The sequence below is a fragment of the Nostoc sp. 'Lobaria pulmonaria (5183) cyanobiont' genome (assembly GCF_002949795.1).
Classification (GTDB): Bacteria; Cyanobacteriota; Cyanobacteriia; order Cyanobacteriales; family Nostocaceae; genus Nostoc.
On sequence record NZ_CP026692.1, the window covers coordinates 2,703,275 to 2,725,786 of the forward strand.

The 22,512-nt window shown below is 41.5% G+C and carries 17 protein-coding genes and 2 pseudogenes; 13 read left to right on the forward strand and 6 right to left on the reverse strand.

The genetic code is table 11. The annotated features are described in order from the left end of the window. Positions 1–244 precede the first annotated feature (244 nt). Positions 245–700 carry a DUF4288 domain-containing protein gene (locus NLP_RS11785; protein ID WP_104906571.1) on the reverse strand — a complete coding sequence of 152 codons (456 nt, stop codon included), beginning with the start codon at positions 698–700 and terminating at the stop codon, positions 245–247. Positions 701–903: 203 nt separating this feature from the next. Here NLP_RS11785 and NLP_RS33040 point away from each other — a divergent pair, with 203 nt between their 5' ends. Further along, positions 904–1,272, forward strand: coding sequence for a hypothetical protein (locus tag NLP_RS33040; RefSeq protein ID WP_158680347.1), 369 nt, complete (start codon positions 904–906; stop codon positions 1,270–1,272). A 285-nt stretch (positions 1,273–1,557) separates the two neighbouring features. Next, positions 1,558–4,149: a chloride channel protein gene (locus NLP_RS11790; protein ID WP_104906572.1), complete on the forward strand. Its 2,592-nt coding sequence runs from the start codon at positions 1,558–1,560 to the stop codon at positions 4,147–4,149. 116 nt (positions 4,150–4,265) lie between these two features. On the opposite strand, the gene NLP_RS33045 is transcribed toward NLP_RS11790, so the two are convergent. Further along, entirely contained in the window at positions 4,266–4,841 is a 576-nt protein-coding gene (locus NLP_RS33045) for a hypothetical protein (protein ID WP_158680348.1), read from the reverse strand. Between the two features lie 188 nt (positions 4,842–5,029). Between NLP_RS33045 and NLP_RS11800 the strand changes: the two genes are divergently transcribed. Beyond that, on the forward strand, positions 5,030–8,731 hold the full coding sequence (locus NLP_RS11800) for a leucine-rich repeat domain-containing protein (protein ID WP_199784803.1): 3,702 nt from the start codon (positions 5,030–5,032) through the stop codon (positions 8,729–8,731). A gap of 262 nt (positions 8,732–8,993) precedes the next feature. On the opposite strand, the gene NLP_RS11805 is transcribed toward NLP_RS11800, so the two are convergent. Then, on the reverse strand, positions 8,994–9,407 hold the full coding sequence (locus tag NLP_RS11805; protein WP_234017281.1) for a nuclear transport factor 2 family protein: 414 nt from the start codon (positions 9,405–9,407) through the stop codon (positions 8,994–8,996). 130 nt (positions 9,408–9,537) lie between these two features. On the opposite strand from NLP_RS11805, the gene NLP_RS34845 reads away from it, so the two are divergent. Next, on the forward strand, positions 9,538–10,527 hold the full coding sequence (locus NLP_RS34845) for an aromatic ring-hydroxylating dioxygenase subunit alpha (RefSeq protein WP_234017282.1): 990 nt from the start codon (positions 9,538–9,540) through the stop codon (positions 10,525–10,527). A 193-nt stretch (positions 10,528–10,720) separates the two neighbouring features. Here NLP_RS34845 and NLP_RS11815 read toward each other — a convergent pair whose 3' ends face one another. Then, positions 10,721–11,476: a TspO/MBR family protein gene (locus tag NLP_RS11815; RefSeq protein WP_104906575.1), complete on the reverse strand. Its 756-nt coding sequence runs from the start codon at positions 11,474–11,476 to the stop codon at positions 10,721–10,723. Positions 11,477–11,632: 156 nt separating this feature from the next. Between NLP_RS11815 and NLP_RS11820 the strand changes: the two genes are divergently transcribed. The 9 genes and pseudogenes from NLP_RS11820 (at position 11,633) to NLP_RS11860 (ending at position 19,497) form a co-directional block, all read left to right on the forward strand. Further along, positions 11,633–12,250, forward strand: a complete 618-nt coding sequence (locus NLP_RS11820; RefSeq protein ID WP_104906576.1) for a hypothetical protein — start codon at positions 11,633–11,635, stop codon at positions 12,248–12,250. Positions 12,251–12,559: 309 nt separating this feature from the next. Further along, positions 12,560–12,754: pseudogene (locus NLP_RS36045) on the forward strand (hypothetical protein); the annotation flags it as partial. Between the two features lie 85 nt (positions 12,755–12,839). Further along, a complete protein-coding gene (locus tag NLP_RS11830; RefSeq protein WP_104906577.1) occupies positions 12,840–13,931 on the forward strand; it encodes a DUF4350 domain-containing protein in 1,092 nt (363 codons plus the stop codon). Positions 13,932–13,991: 60 nt separating this feature from the next. Then, positions 13,992–14,942 carry an AAA family ATPase gene (locus tag NLP_RS11835; protein WP_104906578.1) on the forward strand — a complete coding sequence of 317 codons (951 nt, stop codon included), beginning with the start codon at positions 13,992–13,994 and terminating at the stop codon, positions 14,940–14,942. A gap of 386 nt (positions 14,943–15,328) precedes the next feature. Next, positions 15,329–15,838: pseudogene (locus tag NLP_RS11840) on the forward strand (response regulator); the annotation flags it as partial. 29 nt (positions 15,839–15,867) lie between these two features. Beyond that, complete coding sequence (gene pip / locus NLP_RS11845; protein ID WP_104906579.1) at positions 15,868–16,806, forward strand: prolyl aminopeptidase; 939 nt, start codon at positions 15,868–15,870, stop codon at positions 16,804–16,806. A gap of 210 nt (positions 16,807–17,016) precedes the next feature. Beyond that, positions 17,017–17,832 carry a class I SAM-dependent methyltransferase gene (locus NLP_RS11850; protein ID WP_104906580.1) on the forward strand — a complete coding sequence of 272 codons (816 nt, stop codon included), beginning with the start codon at positions 17,017–17,019 and terminating at the stop codon, positions 17,830–17,832. Between the two features lie 146 nt (positions 17,833–17,978). Continuing rightward, positions 17,979–18,605 (forward strand): DUF4232 domain-containing protein, encoded by a 627-nt coding sequence (locus tag NLP_RS11855; RefSeq protein ID WP_234017283.1) that lies wholly within the window; start codon positions 17,979–17,981, stop codon positions 18,603–18,605. Positions 18,606–18,705: 100 nt separating this feature from the next. After that, on the forward strand, positions 18,706–19,497 hold the full coding sequence (locus NLP_RS11860; RefSeq protein ID WP_104906582.1) for a GH25 family lysozyme: 792 nt from the start codon (positions 18,706–18,708) through the stop codon (positions 19,495–19,497). 98 nt (positions 19,498–19,595) lie between these two features. On the opposite strand, the gene NLP_RS11865 is transcribed toward NLP_RS11860, so the two are convergent. Together NLP_RS11865 and NLP_RS11870 are read right to left on the reverse strand one after the other, a co-directional pair. Beyond that, positions 19,596–20,033: an NUDIX hydrolase gene (locus NLP_RS11865; RefSeq protein WP_104906583.1), complete on the reverse strand. Its 438-nt coding sequence runs from the start codon at positions 20,031–20,033 to the stop codon at positions 19,596–19,598. 295 nt (positions 20,034–20,328) lie between these two features. Next, a complete protein-coding gene (locus NLP_RS11870) occupies positions 20,329–22,413 on the reverse strand; it encodes a glycoside hydrolase family 10 protein (protein WP_104906584.1) in 2,085 nt (694 codons plus the stop codon). Positions 22,414–22,512: the final 99 nt, after the last annotated feature.

The window sequence follows — 22,512 nt, forward strand, 5'->3', positions numbered from 1 at the left end:
TTTATGACCAGAAAGAAAAAGGTACAGAGCAAGTAAATTTATTTATGGAAAAAGAAAAAATGTATTTCGAGACGTGCAACGCAAGAAATACGGCGTCCTTGTTACAGAGCAAGTAAATTTATTTATGGGATTCTTACTTTTGACTTTTGACTTCCCCGTTCGCGTAGCGTCTCGCAGAGAAGGGGCTGACCTTAGCTTTATTGTAAAGGTTTAGGATGGCGAATGCACTGTTGGGCTGAAGCATTTAAAGTCTTTCAATAACACCATCGCCACTCATCATTTTTGCGACTTCATCCATAATTTCTTTACTCCTATAGTCTGGCTTAGATGGATCTATTGATTTTAACGGACGAAAAATAGCTAGCTGAGATTTTGGAGTCAGCATTTGTTGTAACTCGCTTTCACGTATACCAATTTTTTCTTCAAACATCAGTTCAGCACCATGTTCTAATTCATCATGAATCACATTCAGAGACCGTAAGCCTCTATAAGTAAAAGTTACGGTTTGATTTTTGGGATTAAGATATGTGTCGTTACTCTCATAACCAAGTTCTTCGGCTTTCTCAAAAGCCTCTTCTGCTGAAGAAGCACGGACAAGAACAATATTTACATGAACAACATTATGTGGATTTCCCTCAACTTTACACTCGATTACCAATTCAGCAATATACCACTTTGCATTTTTTGGAATGTATGCCATTGCTTATAAAACTAAAAATTTTTACTAATAATGCTCAAGCAACTATACCAAGCGATATGACATTGTACTTCATCTGAATGGGAACTGCTATATGTACTTTTAATGACATTTGCGTTACTCAAATTTGTGAATTCTGAACTATATAATTGCTCAACTTAAATATTAAATAAAATTATTACCAATAGTTTAGGAAAAGCAAAGACGTGAATCGTTTCAAAAAGCTATCCTCAATTGTGTTCCTGTTATTAGCCTTCATTTATCCACCTACTTTGGTTGAAGCCAAAGATAATACTCTAAATAACGTTCTCAATGAACAGAGTATTGACGTACAGACAAAATTAGTAGGAGAGCGAAGTGAAGAGTTTTTGTTAGCTCACAGACGAACTCGACGACGTTATCATAGACGGCATCGGACTGGAAGATATTATTATCAACGCCAGTGGAATCGAGGACATTATTATAGGCGACACTATCGCTCTATACGTTATCACGGACAACGATATCGTCATGGAGAATGGGAACTTGTGCGCGATCGTCATGGACGATTTATGTATGATTGGCAACGTTACTAGTAAACTTTACACCCAATTTTTCTAGAGAATCTTTATGCGTAAATCCTAATCTAGTACAACATGGCGGAAATAAACATACCATTCCAAATGGTGTAAAAGCCCGGAATACAATTCTTTTGACTTTTGACTTCCGCATTGCGGTACTGCTACTGTATATATCTATCTTTAGGCATAGAAAATTTTTATTCTAATTTCATTTTTTTATGAAAGGCTATAAATAGGGTGAACGGTAAGACATTTCAGACATTTATATACCTTCATTGATCACAAGTGATTCCTAAAAATATGTTAGCCAGGGGTAAAATTCTCTGGTTGAGGCTTTCCCGTCAGCTGCTTCAACCCAGGCGGTTAGCTTTCGTGGAAGCTTGCCTGATTGGTCTAGTTTCTGGGTTAGCGGCAGTTCTATTAGGACAGACAGTGGATTGGGCAGGCGCATGGCGAGTGCATCTTTCTTACCATTGGCCTGCCTACTTGGTGCTACCAGGTATTGGACTAGTAGGGGGACTTTTAGCTGGTTGGCTAGTAGAGCGCTTTGCACCGGAAGCATCAGGTAGTGGGATGTCTGAAGTCAAAGCCGTATTGGCTCGCGTGCCGATGCCATTAAATCTGCGGATTGCTTTGGTCAAGTTGATCAGCGCTACATTAGTGTTGGGTTCTGGAATGCCTTTAGGACGAGAAGGGCCGACTGTCCAAATTGGGGCAGCCTTGGCAAATCAACTTAGTAACTGGGCACCGACTTCACCAGAGCATCGTCGCCAACTGATTGCCGCCGGAGCCGGGGCTGGGTTAGCAGCAGCTTTTAATGCACCGATCGCAGGTGTGCTTTTTGTAGTGGAAGAATTACTCCAAGATGTGTCAGGTATTACTCTTGGGACTGCGATTTTGGCTTCTTTCATCGCTTCAGTCATTTCCCGGCTCTATGGTAGTCACAGCCTGGATCTGAATCATCTAAATTTAGGTCTTCCCGATACAACTTTCTTCGCTCAGGAAATCCCTTTCTACTTGATTTTAGGAGTGCTGGCGGGACTTCTAGGCATTCTATTTAATAAAGGTATTCTTGAGAGTCTAGCAATTAACCGCCGCCTGCTACACCTGAGTTTACCCTGGCGAATTGGAATCGCTGGGTTAGTCAGTGGTGCGGCGATCGCCTTTTTACCTGCTACCTTTCGCGATCATGCTGGGCTGAGAGAAATTTTGCTTGTGGGTAGTGCTAATTGGTCATTTGCAGCGATCGCTCTTTTAGTTCAGTTTACCCTAATTATTTTTACCTACGGCTCTGGAGCGCCAGGGGGTTTACTAGTTCCCACTTTGGCCTTGGGAGCTGCCCTTGGTTACTTAGTGGGTGCTGTCGAACACAGTTTACTGGGAATGAGTGCTGCAACAGTCTATGCTCATGTCGGCATGGCTGCCTTTTTTAGCGCCGTCTCTAAGGTTCCAATTACAGCAGTCGTCATTGTGTTTGAGATGACAACAGATTTCAATCTGGTGCTACCGCTAATGATTGCGTCTGTGGTTGCCTATTTAGTAGCAGAAAAAATCGATCCGCGATCGCTCTACGACCTTCTACTAGAGTGGAAAGGGATTCACATCACCAAAGAGCCTAGCACAGAGGGGTTTCTGGCACAACTGAGTGCCGTAGATGTGATGCAACGGCGTGTGGAAACTCTCTCTAGTCAAATGAGTACTGATGAAGCAGTACAGGCATTTTCCCACTCTAACCATCGCAACTTTCCAGTTTTAGAAAATGGTAAAGTTGTTGGTATTGTGACTCAGAAAGATTTAGTTAATATTGCTTCGCAACAGTCAGGCAAAGATACAACTGTTAGCGAGATTATGACACCAGAGCCAGTGACAGTAACTCCCATAGCAACACTGGCTCATGTACTGCATATACTCAATCGTTATCACCTCAGCTGCTTACCGGTTACAGAAGGTCGCAAGCTCATCGGAATTATTACTCGTAGTGATATTATCCGTGTAGAAGCAGAGCGACTGAGTGGTAATAGCGAACAAATAGAACCGAAATCAGCACCTTCTTATGTGGTTTACCAAACTCGCGCTCCAGCTACAGGCAAAGGAAGGTTATTAGTACCACTTTCACATCCTCAAACAGCCGAGACTTTACTAGACATGGCAGTTGCGATCGCCAAAGATCGCAATTACGAAATAGAATGCCTCCAAGTGATTATCGTTGCGTCTGGCCGCATCCCATCGGAAACACCAGTGCAAATCAGCAAAAGTCTTCAACTTTTTCAACGGGCAATACTGTTAGGAGAAGAATGGCGGATTCCCGTTCATACCGAGATCCGAGTTGCCCATAATGTTGCTGGGGCAATTTTGGAGACTGTCAAAGCACGACACATTGACATGGTGCTGATGGGATGGAAAGGCAGTACATCAACTCCTGGTAGAGTTTTTAGCCGAGTGGTGGATACGATAATTCGACAGGCTGCTTGTGATGTTATCTTGGCTAAATTGGATGATAAAAGATCCTTTGACCGTTGGTTGTTGCCAATGGCAGGCGGCCCTAACTCCAGCCAAGCAATTAAGTTATTACCTGCTCTGGCTTCTTTAAGTACATCACCCCAAATCAAGCTATGTCAGGTTTTCCAGCCGACTAACTCGATTCCTGACACAACATTACTAGATAAATCTGTTAGCTTTCTGCAACGCCGAGTTAGTGGTAAAGTGGTGGCTACTCCCGTTTGTGCCAATTCTGTTTCTGAAGCTGTTCTTAATTGTGCCAAAGAAGACAACAGTGATGTGATTGTTCTGGGAGCTAGCCGTGAAAGTCTACTGCAACAAGCGATTCATGGAAATATTGCCGAGAATATTTCTCGCAAGAGTAATTGTACAGTGATTATGGTCAAAACTTAATGTCGAATTACCCCCCTTAATCCCCCCGTTTATTGGGGGAAAACAAGAATATAGTTCCCTCCCCAATACATACGGGGAGGGTTAGGGTGGGGTAAAACCCTGGTTAATCACCTATTTCAGACTTGTGTATACACTGTAGCCTTGGTAAAAGGAGCGTTTGCTTTACTCAAAAATAACAAATGCGATCGCCAAAATAACAAATGAGTTCGCCGAAATAACAAATGAGTTCGCCGAAATAACAAATGCAATCGCCAAAATAACAAATGCAATCGCCAAAATAACAAATGCAATCGCCAAAATAACAAATGAGTTCGCCGAAATAACAAATGAGTTCGCCGAAATAACAAATGCGTTCGCCGAAATAACAAATGAGTTCGCCGAAATAACAAATGAGTTCGCCGAAATAACAAATGAGTTCGCCAAAGTAACAAATGCGTAGGCATAGCCAGCCGCAGGCATCGCCATGATTGCAACAATTTAGCTTTGTCACGCCAGCGTAACGCATCGCAAATCTTTGGTGGATGAAGTTTTTCCGACTTACGATCGCTCGATTTTGTAAACAATGCCAAAAATTGATCGCAAGTATCATGACAGAGATAGCTAAAAACCAAATTTAGATATATGCGATCGCTTAAATCCGCAATATCCCAAACAGGGAACTGACAGATCGCCAAAAAATGATGGTCTAGCATTTTTCTCTAATCAGTTAAGATCATCTTTTAGGACTTACGCACAAGAGATCCCCCAACCCCCTTAAAAAGGGGGCTTTTAGCGTTCCCCCCTTTTTAAGGGGGGTTAGGGGGGATCTAGGTTTCAGGTTTTCAATGCGTAAGTCCTATCTTTATCAATCTTCTTTCCTTTTACCCTTATCCTTGGAATTATGACGCAGGATGAGTTATTGGTACTGATAGATCGCGCCGTGGCTGAGGGTTGGCAAGAGTTAGACTTGTCTGGACAGGAATTGACTGAGTTACCTGTAGAAATTGGTAAGTTGCAGCAGCTTGAGTCTTTGATTTTGGGAAAGAAGGTTGAAGGTTATGAAGAAGTAGGAGGCCGCCTTCTCCAAAAAGTTTCAGGCAACAATTTAAAAACGCTTCCACTCGAACTATTGGGTTTGCCTAATTTGCGTAAGTTGGATATTAGTGGCAATCCTTTAGAGAGCATTCCCGATGTGGTAACGCAAATACTACATTTAGAGAAACTTATCTTAATTCGAGTAGAGCTAACTGAAATACCTGATGCAATCGCTAATTTAACTAATCTGAGGGAGCTTGTCCTCAGTGGCAACCAAATAACCCAGATTCCAGAGGCGATCGCTAAATTAACCAACCTAACGCAGCTTGACCTCTTTTCCAACCAAATAACCCAGATTCCAGAGGCGCTCGCTAATTTAACTAACCTGACGCAGCTTGACCTCAGTTACAACCAAATAACCCAGATTCCAGAGGCGATCACTAATTTAACCAATCTGAGGGAGCTTCACCTCAATGACAACCAAATAACCCAGATTCCAGAGGCGATCGCTAAATTAACCAATCTGACGCAGCTTCACCTCTCTTCCAACCAAATAACCCAGATTCCAGAGACGATCGCTAATTTAACCAATCTGACGCAGCTTATCCTCAGTTACAACCAAATAACCCAGATTCCAGAGGCGCTTGCTAAATTAACCAATCTGACGCAGCTTCACCTCAATGACAACCAAATAACCCAGATTTCAGAGGCGATCACTAATTTAACCAATCTGACGCAGCTTCACCTCTATAGCAACCAAATTACCGAGATTCCAGAGGCGATCGCTAATTTAACCAATCTGACGCAGCTTGACCTCAGATACACCAAAATAACCGAGATTTCAGCGATCGCTAATTTAACCAATCTGAGGGAGCTTGACCTCAGTTACAACCAAATAACCGAGATTCCAGCGATCGCTAATTTAACCAATCTGAGGGAGCTTCACCTCAATGACAACAAAATAACCCAGATTCCAGAGGCGATCGCTAATTTAACCAATCTGACGCTGCTTCACCTCTATAGCAACAAAATAACCGAGATTCCAGCGATCGCTAATTTAACCAATCTGACGCAGCTTCACCTCAGATACAACAAAATAACCGAGATTCCAGCGATCGCTAATTTAACCAATCTGACGCAGCTTGACCTCAGTTACAACCAAATAACCAAGATTCCAGCGATCGCTAATTTAACCAATCTGAGGGAGCTTCACCTCAATGACAACAAAATAACCCAGATTCCAGAGGCGATCGCTAATTTAACCAATCTGACGCTGCTTCACCTCTATAGCAACCAAATAACCGAGATTCCAGCGATCGCTAATTTAACCAATCTGACGCAGCTTGACCTCAGTTACAACCAAATAACCGAGATTCCAGAGGCGATCGCTAAATTAACCAATCTGACGCAGCTTCACCTCAATGACAACAAAATAACCCAGATTCCAGAGGCGATCGCTAATTTAACCAATCTGAGGGAGCTTGACCTCTATAGCAACCAAATTACCGAGATTCCAGCGATCGCTAATTTAACCAATCTGACGCACCTTGACCTCAGATACAACAAAATAACCGAGATTCCCATAGAAATTCTTAATTCAAAAAATGCAAAAGAGATTTTTAATTACTTGAGGCAAATTCGCACAAGTGAAACTCGACCATTACACGAAGCCAAACTGTTGCTCATCGGACAAGGTAGCGTCGGTAAAACATCCCTTATCGAGCGACTAATCCGCGATAAATACGATCAAAATCAATCCCAAACCGACGGACTCAATGTGGAAACTTGGAATGTGCAGGTCAATAGCAAAGACATCCGCCTGAATGTTTGGGACTTTGGCGGACAGGAAATTTATCATGCCACCCATCAGTTTTTTCTGACTAAACGCAGCCTCTATCTGCTCGTTTGTAATTGTCGCACCAGCGAAGAAGAAAACCGCATCGAATATTGGCTGAAACTAATCGAAAGCTTCGGCGGAAAGTCCCCCGTGATTATCGTTGGCAACAAAAAAGACGAACAACCCTTCGACATCAACCGCAAAGCATTACGCGAAAAATATCCTAACATCCAAGACATTATCGAAACCTCTTGCCAAGACAATATCGGCATTGATGAACTTCGCACCGCAATTTTGCAGCAAGTCGCCAACCTCAAAGAAGTCTACGACCTTCTACCCCTGACATGGTTTGAGGTTAAACAACAACTCGAATCCATGCCCCAAGACTTCATCAGCTACGATGACTATATCTGTATCTGCTACGAAAACAAGATTCGCGAACAACAAAACCGTGAGCAACTCATCGACTTGCTGCATCGACTCGGCTTAGTTCTCAACTTCCGCGATCATCCCATCCTCAAAGATACCAACGTCCTCAAACCCAACTGGGTGACAGAAGGCATTTACGCGCTCCTGAGCGATGAAAACCTCAAAACTAAAACCAAAGGCATTTTCACCCCCGCCGATCTCACCCGCATTCTCGATCCAGAACGCTACCCCACCAAGCGTCACAGTTATCTGATTGGGTTGATGAAAGAATTTGAGCTTTGCTTTGCACTAGAATGTTATCCACCACAATTTCTGATTGCAGGACTTTTGCCTAAAGACCAACCAGACGAAACAGAACTCGACGACGAAACCCTGGAATTTCAATACCATTATAAAGTTCTCCCCGAAAGCATCATTTCCCGCTTCATCGTTAACACCCACGAAAAAATTCATAACCAAATCTATTGGCGCAGTGGCGTAATGCTGCAATATCAAGAAAACAACGAACCCTACAACATTGCTCGGATCAAAGCCGATCCCGAAGACAAAAAAATCTTCATCACCATTAGCGGACGCAAAGAAACCCGCCGCTTATTTCTCGGCATCCTCCGCGATGTCTTCCAAAAAATCCACAAAAGTCTTCCCAATCTCGAAATCACCGAATGGGTTCCCGTCCCCAACCATCCCAATCATCCGCCCCTTGACTACCAAGAACTTCTCGGACTTGAGGCAATGAGTGAAAGCACAATCACCATCGGCAAACTAAAATTAAAACTCGATTTGCGTCAACTTTTAGATGGCTATGAATCACTGGAATCGCGTCAGAAAATACAAAAAGGCGATCCAGAAAGCGATCGCTTCACAATTGTCAACAAGATTTACAATAACAACCACCAAGGAGAATATAAACCCATGACAGAAAACACAAACAACCTTCAAGGCGCAAACATCGCCAACTTTGCCAACGAAGTCAAAGACAACGCCAGACAGCAAGCCTCTAATTTCAACCAAACAAGCGGCGCAAACATCAGCGAAATTCTGCAACTGATCGGCAACCTGCGCCAAACTGCTGCCCAATTCCCACCAGCTATCCGCGACGACATCACCATTGAGATTGATGATGTAGAAGAAGAAATTAAAAAGCCAGAAAAAAAACGCAATTTACCCAAACTCAAAAAGCGTCTATTAGCTATACTAACTGCTGCTACTGTAGTCGCTGCCCCGATCGCAGGTATGACAGACTTTGCAAACAATGTTATGGAAATAGGGAGCAAATTAAATATCGAACTACCGCTTCCCTAATCAATAACAGAGGCGGCGAATCCAGTTAATTACTATATCCGCTTTCACCGTGATTTTTGGAAATAAATGTTGCTATTTGCAAATCTGCGCCAGCCAAATAACCATCTGTTGTAACAATATAAATATAGTTGTTGAAAAACTGCAAAAGATTACAGCAGTTTTCATGTATTTGAACCACATCTGTTGTAGCGGCGCGTGGCCTTGCGCCCCTACCGCGTGGTCTATTTACCTGAAAATAGCTGTAAAACCAAGGCTCCTTAATTCACAAAGCCTGAATATCCATTTGTCGGATTAATCCATTCTCGATAGTGTAAATATGCTGAACCATTTGCTCGTGTATCAACTTTCCATCTAGATCCTGCACTACTTGATGAACATGAACCACTATCCGCCCGCTTTCATCAAGTTGAAAACCTTGAGGTTCAACATGAGGATCGATTAAGCTCCACTGGCGAGTCCAATAATCACGCACCGCCGCATGGCCGCGAACATATCCGCCTTCCATACCATTCGCCCATTCCACATCAGAGTGCATCAAGGCGATAACGGAATCAATATGACGGGCGTTGAAGGCAGCATAGGCTTTTATCAGTAAATCCTGCTGTATTTGAGTTGGGGTTTGCCGCTCCATTGTTTTGTTTTCTATCGCTTTGATAAACTTATAGGACTTATGCATGAACCTGAATTTACCACCACTTTGAGTTTTTGCATACGTGGAGATCGCACATTTATCTGTTAACAAATCCTAAAAGTGCTTTGATAGTTTTTCCACAGGATGATTAAGATATAGGTATTTGACCTGACAGGTGTCGATACTCATGGTGCAAGACCAGATTTTGCTGAATGATTGGCATGTAATAGCGCGATCGCAAGACCTCCAACCTGGAACAGTCCTGCAAAAGCGCTTATTAGGCTCAAACATAGTGCTTTGGCATAATGGCGACAAAGTTTTAGCTTGGCAAGACGTTTGCCCTCATCGTGGTGCTCGTCTTTCTCTAGGATATGTTAATAAAGAGACTCTTGTTTGTCCTTACCACGGTTTAGCCTTTAATAGCGAGGGAAAATGTGTACTAGTTCCGGCTAATCCCGAACAATCGCCCCCCACACAAGCTTGTGTTAAAACTTACCAAGTTCAAGAACGTTACGATCTGCTGTGGGTTTGTTTAGGGACACCAAAACAAGACATAGCTCCGTTTTCTGAATGGTACGATCCGGTGTATCAAAAGATTTTCTGTGGCCCTTACTACTATCACTCTAGCCCTTTGCGGGTGCTAGAAAATTTCATCGATCCGGCACACTTCCCAATTATGCATTCGGGATTATTTGCCCACGCCAGTCGCCCTGAGTTGACGCACTATGAATTAGAGCCTCTTCCAGATGGGATTAGTTTCAAATGTGGTTTGTGGGAACTAGATTTTAATTCCGGTAATCCTCTATCAGCACCACTGATTTTCAACACTTACGATTACCGCATTTTCCGTCCGCTAGTGGCATACTTTAAACTTGGACCTGGAGATCATCGTTTAAATATCTTTTATACAATTACACCAGTTGATGAAGATGAGTGCGTGGTGCAATATTGGTTAATGGTAAACAGTGTCCGTGAAGTAAAAGTGGAAGTGTATCTAGATATTCAAAATCAAGTTGCTAGTCAAGATATTGCCATTGTCGAGTCGCAGCAACCCCGACGCTTACCTTTGGATTTGCAAGCAGAAGTACATTTACCGAGCGATCGCTATTCTATAGCATACCGGAAGTGGCTCAAACAACAGGGTGTTACTTTCGGCACTATTTAGAACTTGGCGATGCTTGTCATTATGATTAAGAAAAAAGATTTAGATAAAATTGGTTTAGAAGCTAACTCCCTTAAAGAGTTTAAAAAACGGTAGATTGTTAACTGCTCTACCGTTTTTTATGTATATTGAATGCGGTAATCAAAAGTCAAGTGATATTTTTCCTAGCTTTATTGTCTTGGTGAATTTTTGGTATTTATTTATCCACAGGTGTTAGTTTTAAAGGATACAATGGCTCAGATCCATTTAATTGCCAAATTCTAAATACCAATACAACAGCTACAGTTAACCACACACAAGAAAATGATAAAGTCATTCCTGCTATAGGATTAGTTTGCCAATAAATTGCCGTCACCACTACAGCAGATAACCAAGGGCCTAAAATAACTACAGGTACAGCAGCACCTAATCTCCGTTCTACAGTAAAAATCGTATTCCAAGTATCCCCTAAAGCCAAATGTACCACAAACAAAATTAAAGGCAACACTAAAAAATGGTGATTCATTTGCTGCCAAACCAATACAGAAGAAATTACCCGCAAAACAGCAATTATCATCCAAACTATGGGAAATACTAAAGGTGGAGGAGACCATCTTGGTCTGATTACCTGGTCATAGGTCTGACGAGAACGGGTATTATCTAAAAGAGAAAAAATTCGAGAACGGATACTTAATAGAGCAAAAAATAATCCAGTTAATAAAGTACTAAACCAACTGGCAAAATCAGAATTATTATCAATGAAAAACACTAACTTTTCCATTCCTAATAACACGATAATCATCACTAAGATTTGTAGGGTAGTCCCTAGTATATAAACTAAACCTGCTCTGATATCTAGTTCTTGTGTAGTAGCTATTGATGTGTTTAGATACTGTTGTTTATTCCCAGGTTTTACCCCCATCACTGTATTAACGAACTGTTCAACTATTCCACTATTATTGGATTGATTCATAATTAATAGATTGCCCGTAGTTGGTAATTAGTAGTAATAAGTCATTATATGATATTCTCATAGTTAAAAATAATTTTTATAGGTTTTTTTTACATCAAAGTTTATAAGTTCCGAATCTAATGTACAGTCTTTCGTAAGTGGGATTGAGGAAAAAACGTGGAATTTCAGAAGTTATTGTATATTTTTACTCTAGTAAATATTGCTACGTTTGCTCTGAGTGTACCTGTGTTTGCTCAAATCACACAGACTCCCTTTAATTCTTCACAGTCGAATTGTCGTGCAACTAAAGTAAATACTCCAATTTTCAAAGAACCTTCAACATCATCCAACGCTATCAGAATATTGTCGGCAAAAACAAGGATTACTTTAGCATATATACCAGTTAGCGGAGATAGATTTGTTAGAATTAAATCTCCAACTTCAGGGTTTATTCAAACTGCTGTGCTGAAATTTTGTCAGACGAATAACAACGCTCAAAACATCTGGAATAAACCTACTATTGGCAGTGTATGTCGGCAAATTGTCCGACAGGAAACTATACGTCGCCAACCAAGTACAAAAGAACCTTTTATTACAACACTTTATCCAAACACAATTGTGTTTGTGAACTTGGTTACAGGTAAAATCGTTAAGTCATACAAATCTGAAAATTACATTTGGGTAGAAATCGACCTTTCCAGAAGTTTTCCTGGAGAATTATCTGGTAATGGTTGGATGGTCAACACTGACTTAGTGAATACTCCTGGATTAAGCAGTCTGGCTTATTGTAGTTAGTAAATTATTTCTAAGTATGTTAACCAGGTAGAAAAGGGAGCATCCCAAATGTGCAAGTTGATTTTCATACGGTATTTTGACTTAGACGGAGAATGAAATAACGAACCGCAAAGGACGCATTCGCAAAGCGTCTCGTAGAGAAGAACACAAAGGAAAGAGGTTTTTATCGGGCTTTTGTACCAGTCCTGTATCTTTTGGCAAAATTGGGATGCTCCCGGTAGAAAACGTGTTTTACTCCTGTATTCTGATGTATATTCGCATTAATATAATAGTCAATCCCTTCCCTAGAGAGACGAAGACCTTTGTGAAGAGGAAGAGGAAATCATTCAGCAGGTTTATCAAGCTTTTGGGCATCTTGACCCGATTGAAGTTGCTGAGTGGACTCATGACCTTCCAGAGTGGAAAAACCCTCATGTCTCTGCCATTTTGATTTTGGTAGAGGATATTCTCAAAAATCTGGGCAAGAGTGACGCATATAGAGAGCGCATAGTGCTGGAAAACTGAGAAAAAATTAATTATATTTTTGACTTTGCCTGAAAAATAAGTAAGTATTAACACTAGTGATATTCCAAAGCAATGAAAGTCGAAAATGAAACGTCCAAATCGCCTTGCTTGGATGGGAGCGATCGCACTCGCTGCGATCGTTTTACTTAGTTTGTTCGCGGCTCCCAATAATACTAAAATTAACGCTGGCTCTACCTATAACCGAAACTCTGATGGCTATGGTGCTTGGTACGCTTTTATGCAACAACAGGGAATTTCTATTAAGCGCTGGCAAAAGCCTTTTAGTGATATTCAGCCAGAGAACAGCCCAGTTACCTTGCTACAGATAGGCGGCTATCCCAGGGAAACCACACTGGATAGTCAAGAGCGGGAATGGGTAGAAAAAGGGAATACTTTAGTAATTTTGGGTGCGAAGGCGCGGGTTACAGAAGCGGAGTTTAGCACTATGCAAAAATCTCCTGAAGGTAATATTAAAATTGATACACGTAGACGATATAAAAAAGCTAACTCCCAGCAAGTTAATTTAGGCGATCGCTTTGGTGCTGTTGTCTGGAAAGAGAATTACAAAAAAGGAAAGGTGATTTTTTCTACTACTCCTTATTTAGCTGCCAACGCCTACCAAGATTATTTAAGTAATTTCAAGTATTTAGCTAGTTTGGTTATTGAAAAAAGTAATACAATATTTGTCGATGAATACATCCACGGCTATAAAGATGCCGATGTCAGAAAGAAAGAAAGTGAAGGAGATTTATCTAGTTTTATTGCTAAAACTCCTTTATTTCCAATATTGATCCAGGTAGGTATCCTGCTATTAGTGCTAGTTTGGGCGCAGAATCGCCGCTTTGGTAAGCCTGTAGCTTTAGATACACCAGTTGTAGATAATAGCGAGGCATATATCCAAGCTTTAGCCGGGGTGTTGCAGAAAGCTGATACCACCGACTTTGTTGTTGAAATGGTGGGTAAACAAGAACAACTACAACTTCAAAAAGCCTTGGGATTAGGGCAAGTACTTTTAGAACGTCAAGCCTTGATCGATTTCTGGATAGAAAAAACAGGCGCAAGTGCAGCAGAACTAGATGCAGTTTTAAAGCTACAATCTCGCAAACAACCCATCAGTGAACGAGACCTGTTAAGCTGGTTGGGGAAATGGCGAACCATTAGGGAAATTAAAAATTAATTTTTAATTTTTTGGAATTATTCATAGTATTTCTGGGTTGGTTGTTTATCAATAAAAAATATGAGTGAAACACATCCTATCTTAATTCGTCTTGGTCAAGGTCTTAATCAAGTAATTGTCGGACAATCTAGCTTAATACAGCAAGTTTTAGTAGCACTGCTAGCGGGTGGGCACGTAATTTTAGAAGGAGTTCCCGGAACTGGTAAAACCCTACTAGTAAAAGTGTTGGCACAGTTAATTAAAGGGGAGTTTCGCCGGATTCAATTAACACCTGATGTTTTACCTTCAGATATTACTGGTACAAATATTTTTGACTTGAATAGCCGCAATTTCACTTTGAAAAAAGGGCCAATATTTACTGAAGTATTGCTAGCGGACGAAATCAACCGTACTCCGCCCAAGACACAAGCAGCGCTGCTAGAAGCAATGGAAGAGATGCAAGTAACGCTCGATGGCGAAAGTTTGCCTTTACCAGATTTATTTTGGGTAATTGCGACACAAAATCCCCTGGAATTTGAGGGTACTTATCCTTTACCAGAGGCACAGTTAGACAGATTTTTATTTAAACTGGTGGTAGATTACCCCGATCGATCTGCTGAAAAGCAAATGTTACTCAATCGTCAGGCGGGTTTTGCAGCACGACGTTTAGATATTAGTCGTTTGAAACCAATCGCAACAGTAGCCGACATTTTGCAAGCACGACAAGCAGTCAAAGAAGTTAAAGTATCAGAAGCGATCGTTGATTATTTGTTGGCGTTGGTGACAATATCGCGTCAATATCCTGATTTGACTTTGGGTGCATCACCCCGCGCTACCGGTGCTTGGTTGCAGACATCTCAAGCCCTAGCGTGGTTAGCGGGAAGGGATTTTGTAACGCCAGATGATGTAAAAGCAGTTGCATCACCGTTGCTACGTCATCGTCTTATATTGAAACCAGAAGCAATGCTGGATGGTTTACAAATGGATGCGGTAATTGCGTCGGTAATTAATCAAGTACCAGTTCCGAGGTGAAAAAATTAAACCTCTTGCGTGAATGTAAAATTTGCCCTCATCCCCCAACCCCTTCTCCCAATTTTGGGAGAAGGGGAGCCAATTTCAAAGTCCCTCTCCCAAACTTGGGAGAGGGATTTAGGGTGAGGGCTAATTAGTTATGATTCCTAATCCAAAATCAGATCGCACCTCTAGATTTGCACTTTTCTGTATAGCTTGAAATATTCATTTCCAATTAAAATAAGCGCATACTTCACTGAGTTAGGGCTAAAAGATACAAGATATGACTCTCAAGTTAAACGTCAAAGAGGAAGAAATTTTTCATAAAGCTTAAGGAAACTTTGAATTTGGATGAAAATATGGTAGTAATAAATTTAAAATAACATCAAGTTTTTGGATATTTACCAGTGGAAAAAAAGCTGGGTATTCTTGTTGTAGATGACCACTAATTAATTTTAACTGGTACGCTCGATGTCTTAAGTTGACAGTATCCTTTATCTGCGATCGCTAAGGCTCAGACAACAAAAGAGACACTTTCTCAACTTCAATATCATCACTTTGACCTGATTGTGATGGATTTATCAATTCCCGATCGCCAAGGAGAGACAGTAGAAATTGATACCGGAATTAAGCTGTTGCAAACTTTGCTCCAAGAATATCCCCATCAGAATTTTATGGTGCAAACTAGTTATGTGAAAGCGTTAATTCGGATCAAACACGAGATTGATAATCATCAAGCTGGATTTGCGATCGCAGATAAAGGATTACCCAAAAATGAAATGCTAATGCGGGTTAATTTGGCCCTTCATGGTGCAACTCACACCAAAGACATCAAAACGGGAATCGAACTCAAACCAGAATGGTTGGAAGTGTTGCGGTTAGCTTTTGAAGAGAGTTTGACAGATAAAGCGATCGCGATGACAACATTACTGATAAAATATGCAAAATGCGAGAACTTTACCCAGCGATCGAGCCTTACTTAGAAGGTAGTTTACAAGTTTCCGACCTTCATACTATCCATTTTGAAGAGTCAGGAAACCCGCAAGGTCAACCCATCGTTTTGCTGCATGGGGGCCCTGGTGGTGGATGTCCAGCTTTTTATCGGCAATATTTCCACCCAGAAAAATGGCGGTTAGTCATGTTTGACCAGCGCGGTTGTGGTCAAAGTACTCCCCATGCCGAATTACGAGAAAACACCACTTGGGATTTAGTCAGTGATATTGAAAAACTGCGCCAACATTTAGGTATAGAAAAGTGGGCGGTTTTCGGTGGTAGTTGGGGTAGCACTTTATCATTAGCCTACAGTCAAACCCATCCCTCTCGATGCACGGGATTAATTCTGCGTGGGATTTTTATGCTGAGACAAAAGGAGTTGCGCTGGTTCTACCAAGAGGGTGCTAGCTATATTTTTCCTGATGCTTGGGAAGAATATCTCAAACCAATTCCTATAGATGAACGTAACGATCTGATCGCAGCATATTACAAGCAATTGACCAATCCAGATTTAGAAATTCAATTAACAGCAGCGCGTGCTTGGTCAATTTGGGAAGCTAGTACTAGTAGACTTTTCTTAGACCCAGAACTCATGCAAAAGTTTGGCGAAAGTGAATTTGCTTCCGCTTTTGCTCGGATTGAATGCCATTACTTTATGAATAAAGGATTTTTTGAAACAGAAGATCAATTACTTATAAATGTAGACCGCATCCGCCATATTCCGGCTGTAATTGTTCAGGGGCGCTATGATGTAGTCTGCCCGATGACATCAGCTTGGGAATTACATCGCGCTTGGCCAGAAGCAGAATTTATAGTGGTTCCTGATGCCGGACATTCGATGAGTGAACCAGGGATTTGCAGTGCTTTGATTGAAGCAACAGATAATATTTAATTCGGTTGAATACTTAGCTTCGGAGACGGGGATATAAAATCAAACCCACGACAAGGCAATCTTTAGCAGGATGCGAGGGGATTTTGCAGTACCTACTTTGTTTGATGGTAATCTTGCAAACAGTATCGCGACAATCGATATTGAATTGGTCTTTGATCCAGGAGACTAAATTAAAATGAAGTTGGACTCAAAAGCTGATAAAACTAGCTTATGCAAGACTCTAAACAAGAAATAAATGCCAGAGCTTCTATAGATTTAGAACAGCGAAGAAATTGGTATTCTCCCGTAGCTGATGTTTATTACAACGCCAGACCACAATATCCAAAGCAACTGATCGAGCGGTCTGTCGTTTTAGCCCAACTTGACTCAGATGCATCGATTCTTGAGGTCGGTTGTGGTCCAGGAAATGCGACGGTAGCTTTTGCTCAATTTGGTTTTTCAATGACGTGTATTGAGCCAAACCAGGATTTTTGTCGTTTGGCACAACGCAACTGTGCAACCTATCCAAACGTTGCAATCTACAACACCTCATTTGAGGAGTGGGAACTGGAAGCAAAACAGTTCAATGCCGTTCTATCTGCTAATGCCTTTCACTGGATACCGTCAGAAATTCGGTATGCCAAGGCAGCTACGGCATTACGCGACAACGGGTTTCTCATCTTACTATGGAATCTCAGACCTGAACTGAAATATGAAGTTTACCAAGCGATCGAGGAAGTGTATCAAGCCTATGCTCCTTCACTTATCCGGTATGAAGGTGCAGAAACTCAAGCGGAAATTTTGAGAGGGTTTGAACAAGACATTCTAGACTCTGGTTATTTTAAGGAGTTGGTAACTGAGCAAATCGCGTGTGAGGTGACGTACAGCATCGATGACTTCCTTAAGTTATTAAATACCATGAGCAGACTGGAGCCAAAGGCGAAGGAGTTGCTATTTGCAGGATTGCGGGAAAAGCTGAGGAACTTTGGAGACAGTGTACACCTCTCGTTTCTTTCTGCCGTTCACGTTGCCCAAAAAGATGGATAAGCTGTTGAATTTGTTATGTAATGACGCAGCAGAACAAGTCATTGGAGCAGACGTGCATAACCCTTGTGAAATTGGAAACTTATACTGTATATGAAGCATCAGTGTAAGTAGTTCACCACAAAAAAAGAGATATGCGAATTCTATTTATGGAAAGCAGTCTGTTATTGCTCCTGACTGCGGTGACAACTGGCTGTGTTGGTTCTCCCTCTGTTACCAAACAGACACAAGCCTTACCAACAATCACTGAACAGCCGACGAAAGAAGCTGTGTTGACCTCAACACCCACACCGACTGAAAAAACTACAGAAAATTCTACCCCTGAAGCCACTACTGCCACAAATCCGAGGCGCTGTGAAACTAGTCAATTGTCAGTGCGCCGAGTCTCTGAAGATGCTGGCGTTGGGAATGTTGCAATTACCTATAACTTCACCAATAACGGCTCATCTCCTTGTAGCCTCTACGGTTATCCAGGATTGGGACTACTGGATGCAAAAGATCAACCTTTGCAGGGAATTAAAGTTATTCGCTCCCAGGACACTTACTTTTCAAGTAAGCAACTTCGACAACAAGTAACTCTAGCTCCTGGAAAACAAGCCTCATTTCAGATAGCATACAACCACATTAGTTCCCCGGAGAAAAACTGCCCAATGTCTAGTAAAATTCAAATCACACCTCCTAATGCTTACGATCGCTTTACCCTTACAGAACAAATCAAGCCTTGTACAGGCAAAGTTAGAGTGACTCCAGTACGAGCCGCTAACACTCAACCCTAGTAAATTTCTGTAATTTACTCAAAGATCCAGAAAAAGCATAAATTTAATCAAAGCCTCTGATAAGTTCAGGATTGTACTAATCAAAAAGGTTAAAAATTTTATGGAAGGAATTGATGTTGCCGATCAAGATGGCAGAGTAGATTGGACGGCAGTAAAAAACTCTGGTAAAACTTTTGCGTTTGTCAAAGCCACAGAAGGAGCTAGCATCAAAGATTCTGCTTTTGCTCATCACTGGCAAACCATGAAAGCTGTTGGTATTATTCGGGGTGCTTATCATTTTTTTCACCCTCATACATCTGACCCGGTTCAGCAAGCAAAGGAATTCTTAAAAACGCTGGGCAAATTAGAACCAGGAGACTTACCACCAGTCCTAGATGTAGAGGTAACTGACAAAGTAAATAGTCAAGCTGTAATTAATGCAGCCAAACAGTGGTTGGCAGAGGTAGAAAAAGCCCTTCTACAACAAACAAAAAAACCAATCAAACCAATTATTTATACCTTCCCCAGTTTCTGGACAGAACTTGGTAATCCATCTGATTTTGCTAATTATCCGTTATGGATTGCCCACTATGGAACTAGAAACCCAACGATTCCTGGTGCTTGGCAGGGACAATATTTAATCCATCAATATGAAGGTGATATATCTGGTGTAACTGGTGTTAGTGGTCGAGCCGATTTGAATAGATTTAATGGATTGCAGCTAGGAGATTCTGGGCTGAGAGTAAAACAATTACAACAGCAATTAAAAGATATTGGATTATATACTGATGCCATTGATGGGCGTTTTTCTGAGTCAGTTAAGAATGCAATTGTTAGTTTCCAAACATCTAAGAAATTGCAGGCTGATGGAATTGTCGGTATAAAAACTTGGGTAGCTTTACTATGGATTTAAGTAAGTAGGTGTGAATAAACAAAGGTTTGTGTCAACGCTTCCAAACCTTTAATTAATTTTATATTGTATAGTATAGCTTAATTTGTTACGGTAATTACTTAAGATCGTAATGCACAAAATTGAGATTTTACCTGGAAAAAACCTTTAAGGATTCGTTTGAGTGAATTAAACTTAACCCGCCTGATAGCTTTATTCACTTCTACCCACTGACGTTTTCTTTTAGTTGCTTCTGGATAATCTTCACTTAGCATATCAACTGATAATAAATACATCTTGACACAGTAAATTTTGCCTTGTTTGCGATACTTGTAAGTTCCCAGTTCATTTGCATCTACTTGCCCAATTATCCCTGCTTCTTCCCACGCCTCTTTGGCTGCTGAATCAGGCGGACTCATGCCATTAGGAATATCTCCTTTCGGAATCACCCAGTGTTGAAAGTCACGGGTTGTAATTAGCAAGATTTCAACTTTACCATTGTTCACTCTGTAAGGAATTACCCCAGACTGTATAAACACTTTACTGGCTTTTCGACTCATGTAATTTACATCCTGTACGTCCTAGCTTTTTTGTACAATGTTTACTTCAAAAATTCTAGAGCTGATACCGAATAAATTTTGGTTAATCTTAAGTTATGAAAAGGTTAAAAATTGCTTTTTGCTTATAAGAGTTAATTATTCAAAAAATTTCCAGCATAAGTGTTTGAGCGGGTGATGATGGTTTTTATGCCGCAGTTACACTATTATTGTCAGACTAGTTTTATCTTGAAGAGTCAGACCCCCATTCGTCAGTTGTATCCATAAAAGTTATCGGGAATCTGGGCAGCACTTTTGGTCAACTAACTGTAATAACTGTTCCCACACTCTCGTTGGCTAATCTATTCACTGCACAAACGGCATAGGTTCCGGCTTGTTGGACGGTAGCAAAGGTTGTGCCAGCAGACAAAATTCGCCCAATTGTCCAAGTATCGCCACTCAGCCGATAAAGTGTCCAGGAGCGAACTGGCTGATTATCTCCAGGCTGCCAACTCAGTTTGCGGTTATTGACTTGTAGTCCAATGGGTGGAGATGGTGGTGTTGTATCCTGCCAAGGCAAAGTTGGCGGTAGCGCAGGTTTGTTATAAAGTAGACTTTGAAATTTATCAGCAATGCCCTGACTATTTTCTGTCAAAACACTGAGATTAAAGAAGATATTCCCCAGTGATAACTGTCCAGCTTGGCTACGACTAATTTTCACCTGTTTTTCAATCTCATCACTCTCTCGACTCTTGTTGCTTGGTTCTGTCAGATTGTTGCCAGCGTAAACGTGTCTTTGCTTTGTGTTTACCTGTGTCCACCACTTTAGCAACGCTGGATAACTTTGTTGTGGTTGGTCTGTGCGCCAGTAAAGTTGAGGAGCGATATAATCAATCCAGCCTTCTTCTAACCATTTCTTTGAGTCAGCATACAGCACATTGTAAGCATCCAACCCAGTAATACCAGCGGGTTGTCCAGGGCGATAAATCCCAAAAGGACTGATACCAAATTTAACGTCGGGTTTGGTTGTTTTAATCCCCTGCCAAAGGCGCTGTACCATTTTATTAACATTGTCGCGTCGCCAGTCGCCAAGGCTGAGTGTACCACCAGCTGCTTTATATGCAGCGTAGGTTTTATCATCGGGGAAAGGTTGTCCCTCAATGGGATATGGATAGAAATAATCATCTAAGTGAATGCCATCAACATCGTAGCGTTTTACTACATCGATAATTACGTTATACGCCCTGTCTTGAACTATTTTTAGTCCTGGGTCCATCCAGCGCTGAGTTTTCCACAAATAAACGCTTTCTGGATTGGTAGCTGCGATGTGGGGACGGACTGTTTTCGCTGGGTCGGTGGAAGTGCTAGCGCGGTAAGGGTTAAACCAAGCATGGAGTTCAAGATTATGCTTATGACATTCTGCGATCGCAAACGCTAAAGGATCGTAAAATGGTTCTGGTGCTTTCCCTTGAGTTCCTGTAATCCAAGCACTCCAAGGCTCTAATCTAGATTCATACAAAGCGTCTCCCTCTGGTCGCACCTGGAAAATCAGAGCATTGAAGTTTAGCGCTTGTAATTTAGTAATAATCTCGGTAAGTTCTGCTTTTTGTTCAGCAACAGAAAGTCCCGGTTTGGAAGGCCAATCACCATTCCACACAGATACTACCCATGCTCCCCGGAACTCCCGGCTATGATTTACCCTAACGCTATTGACAGGTGTGGGTGTTGGTGTTGGAGTTGGTGTGGGTGTTGGGGTTGGAGTTGGTGTCGGTATCGGCGTGGGCGTTAATATTGGCGGCTGTACTAGGTAACTAGAGGCAATTTTTTCTGCCTGACCTAAATATACCAAAGCTTGATAAATAATCACTGCCACATCTGCACGGGTAGCTGCGAGATTAGGATTGAGTAATTTGATATTTGGGAAACTAACCACCAAGCCAGCGCTGGTGGCAATAGCTACGTGATTTCTACCATACTCAGGAATCAGAATAGAATCTTCATAAATTTGTGAGAGTTTTGAAAGAAGGTCAGGTTTTACCTTAGTGGCAATTTCTAAGCCTCCTACCAAGGAAACCAAGACTTCTACTCTAGTAATTCGGTTAGCAGAACGGAAAGTTTTATCAGGAAACCCGCTAATAAATGCTTTTTCGTAAGCTGTTTTAATGGCGGCTGCTGCCCAATAATTCGTAGGTACATCAATAAAGGGAATATACTGCCGCTTCTTGGAAACTGTCCCAAATGCATTGGCGATGATGGCGGCAAATTCAGCACGGGTAAGTGAATTATCGGGGCGATAAGTGCCATTAGGCAACCCATTGACAATACCGCGTTGGGCTAAAGCTGTAATAAATGAGCGTGCCCAATGGTTTTGAATATCAGAGAATGGAGTAGCAATAGATACCATTGATGAAAAGCAGCTAGCTGGCCTTGATTTTGATTTCCTTAGTTAATTTAGCAATTTTGTTAGCGTAGGCATAGCCAGCTGTAGGCATCGCTGCTGCAA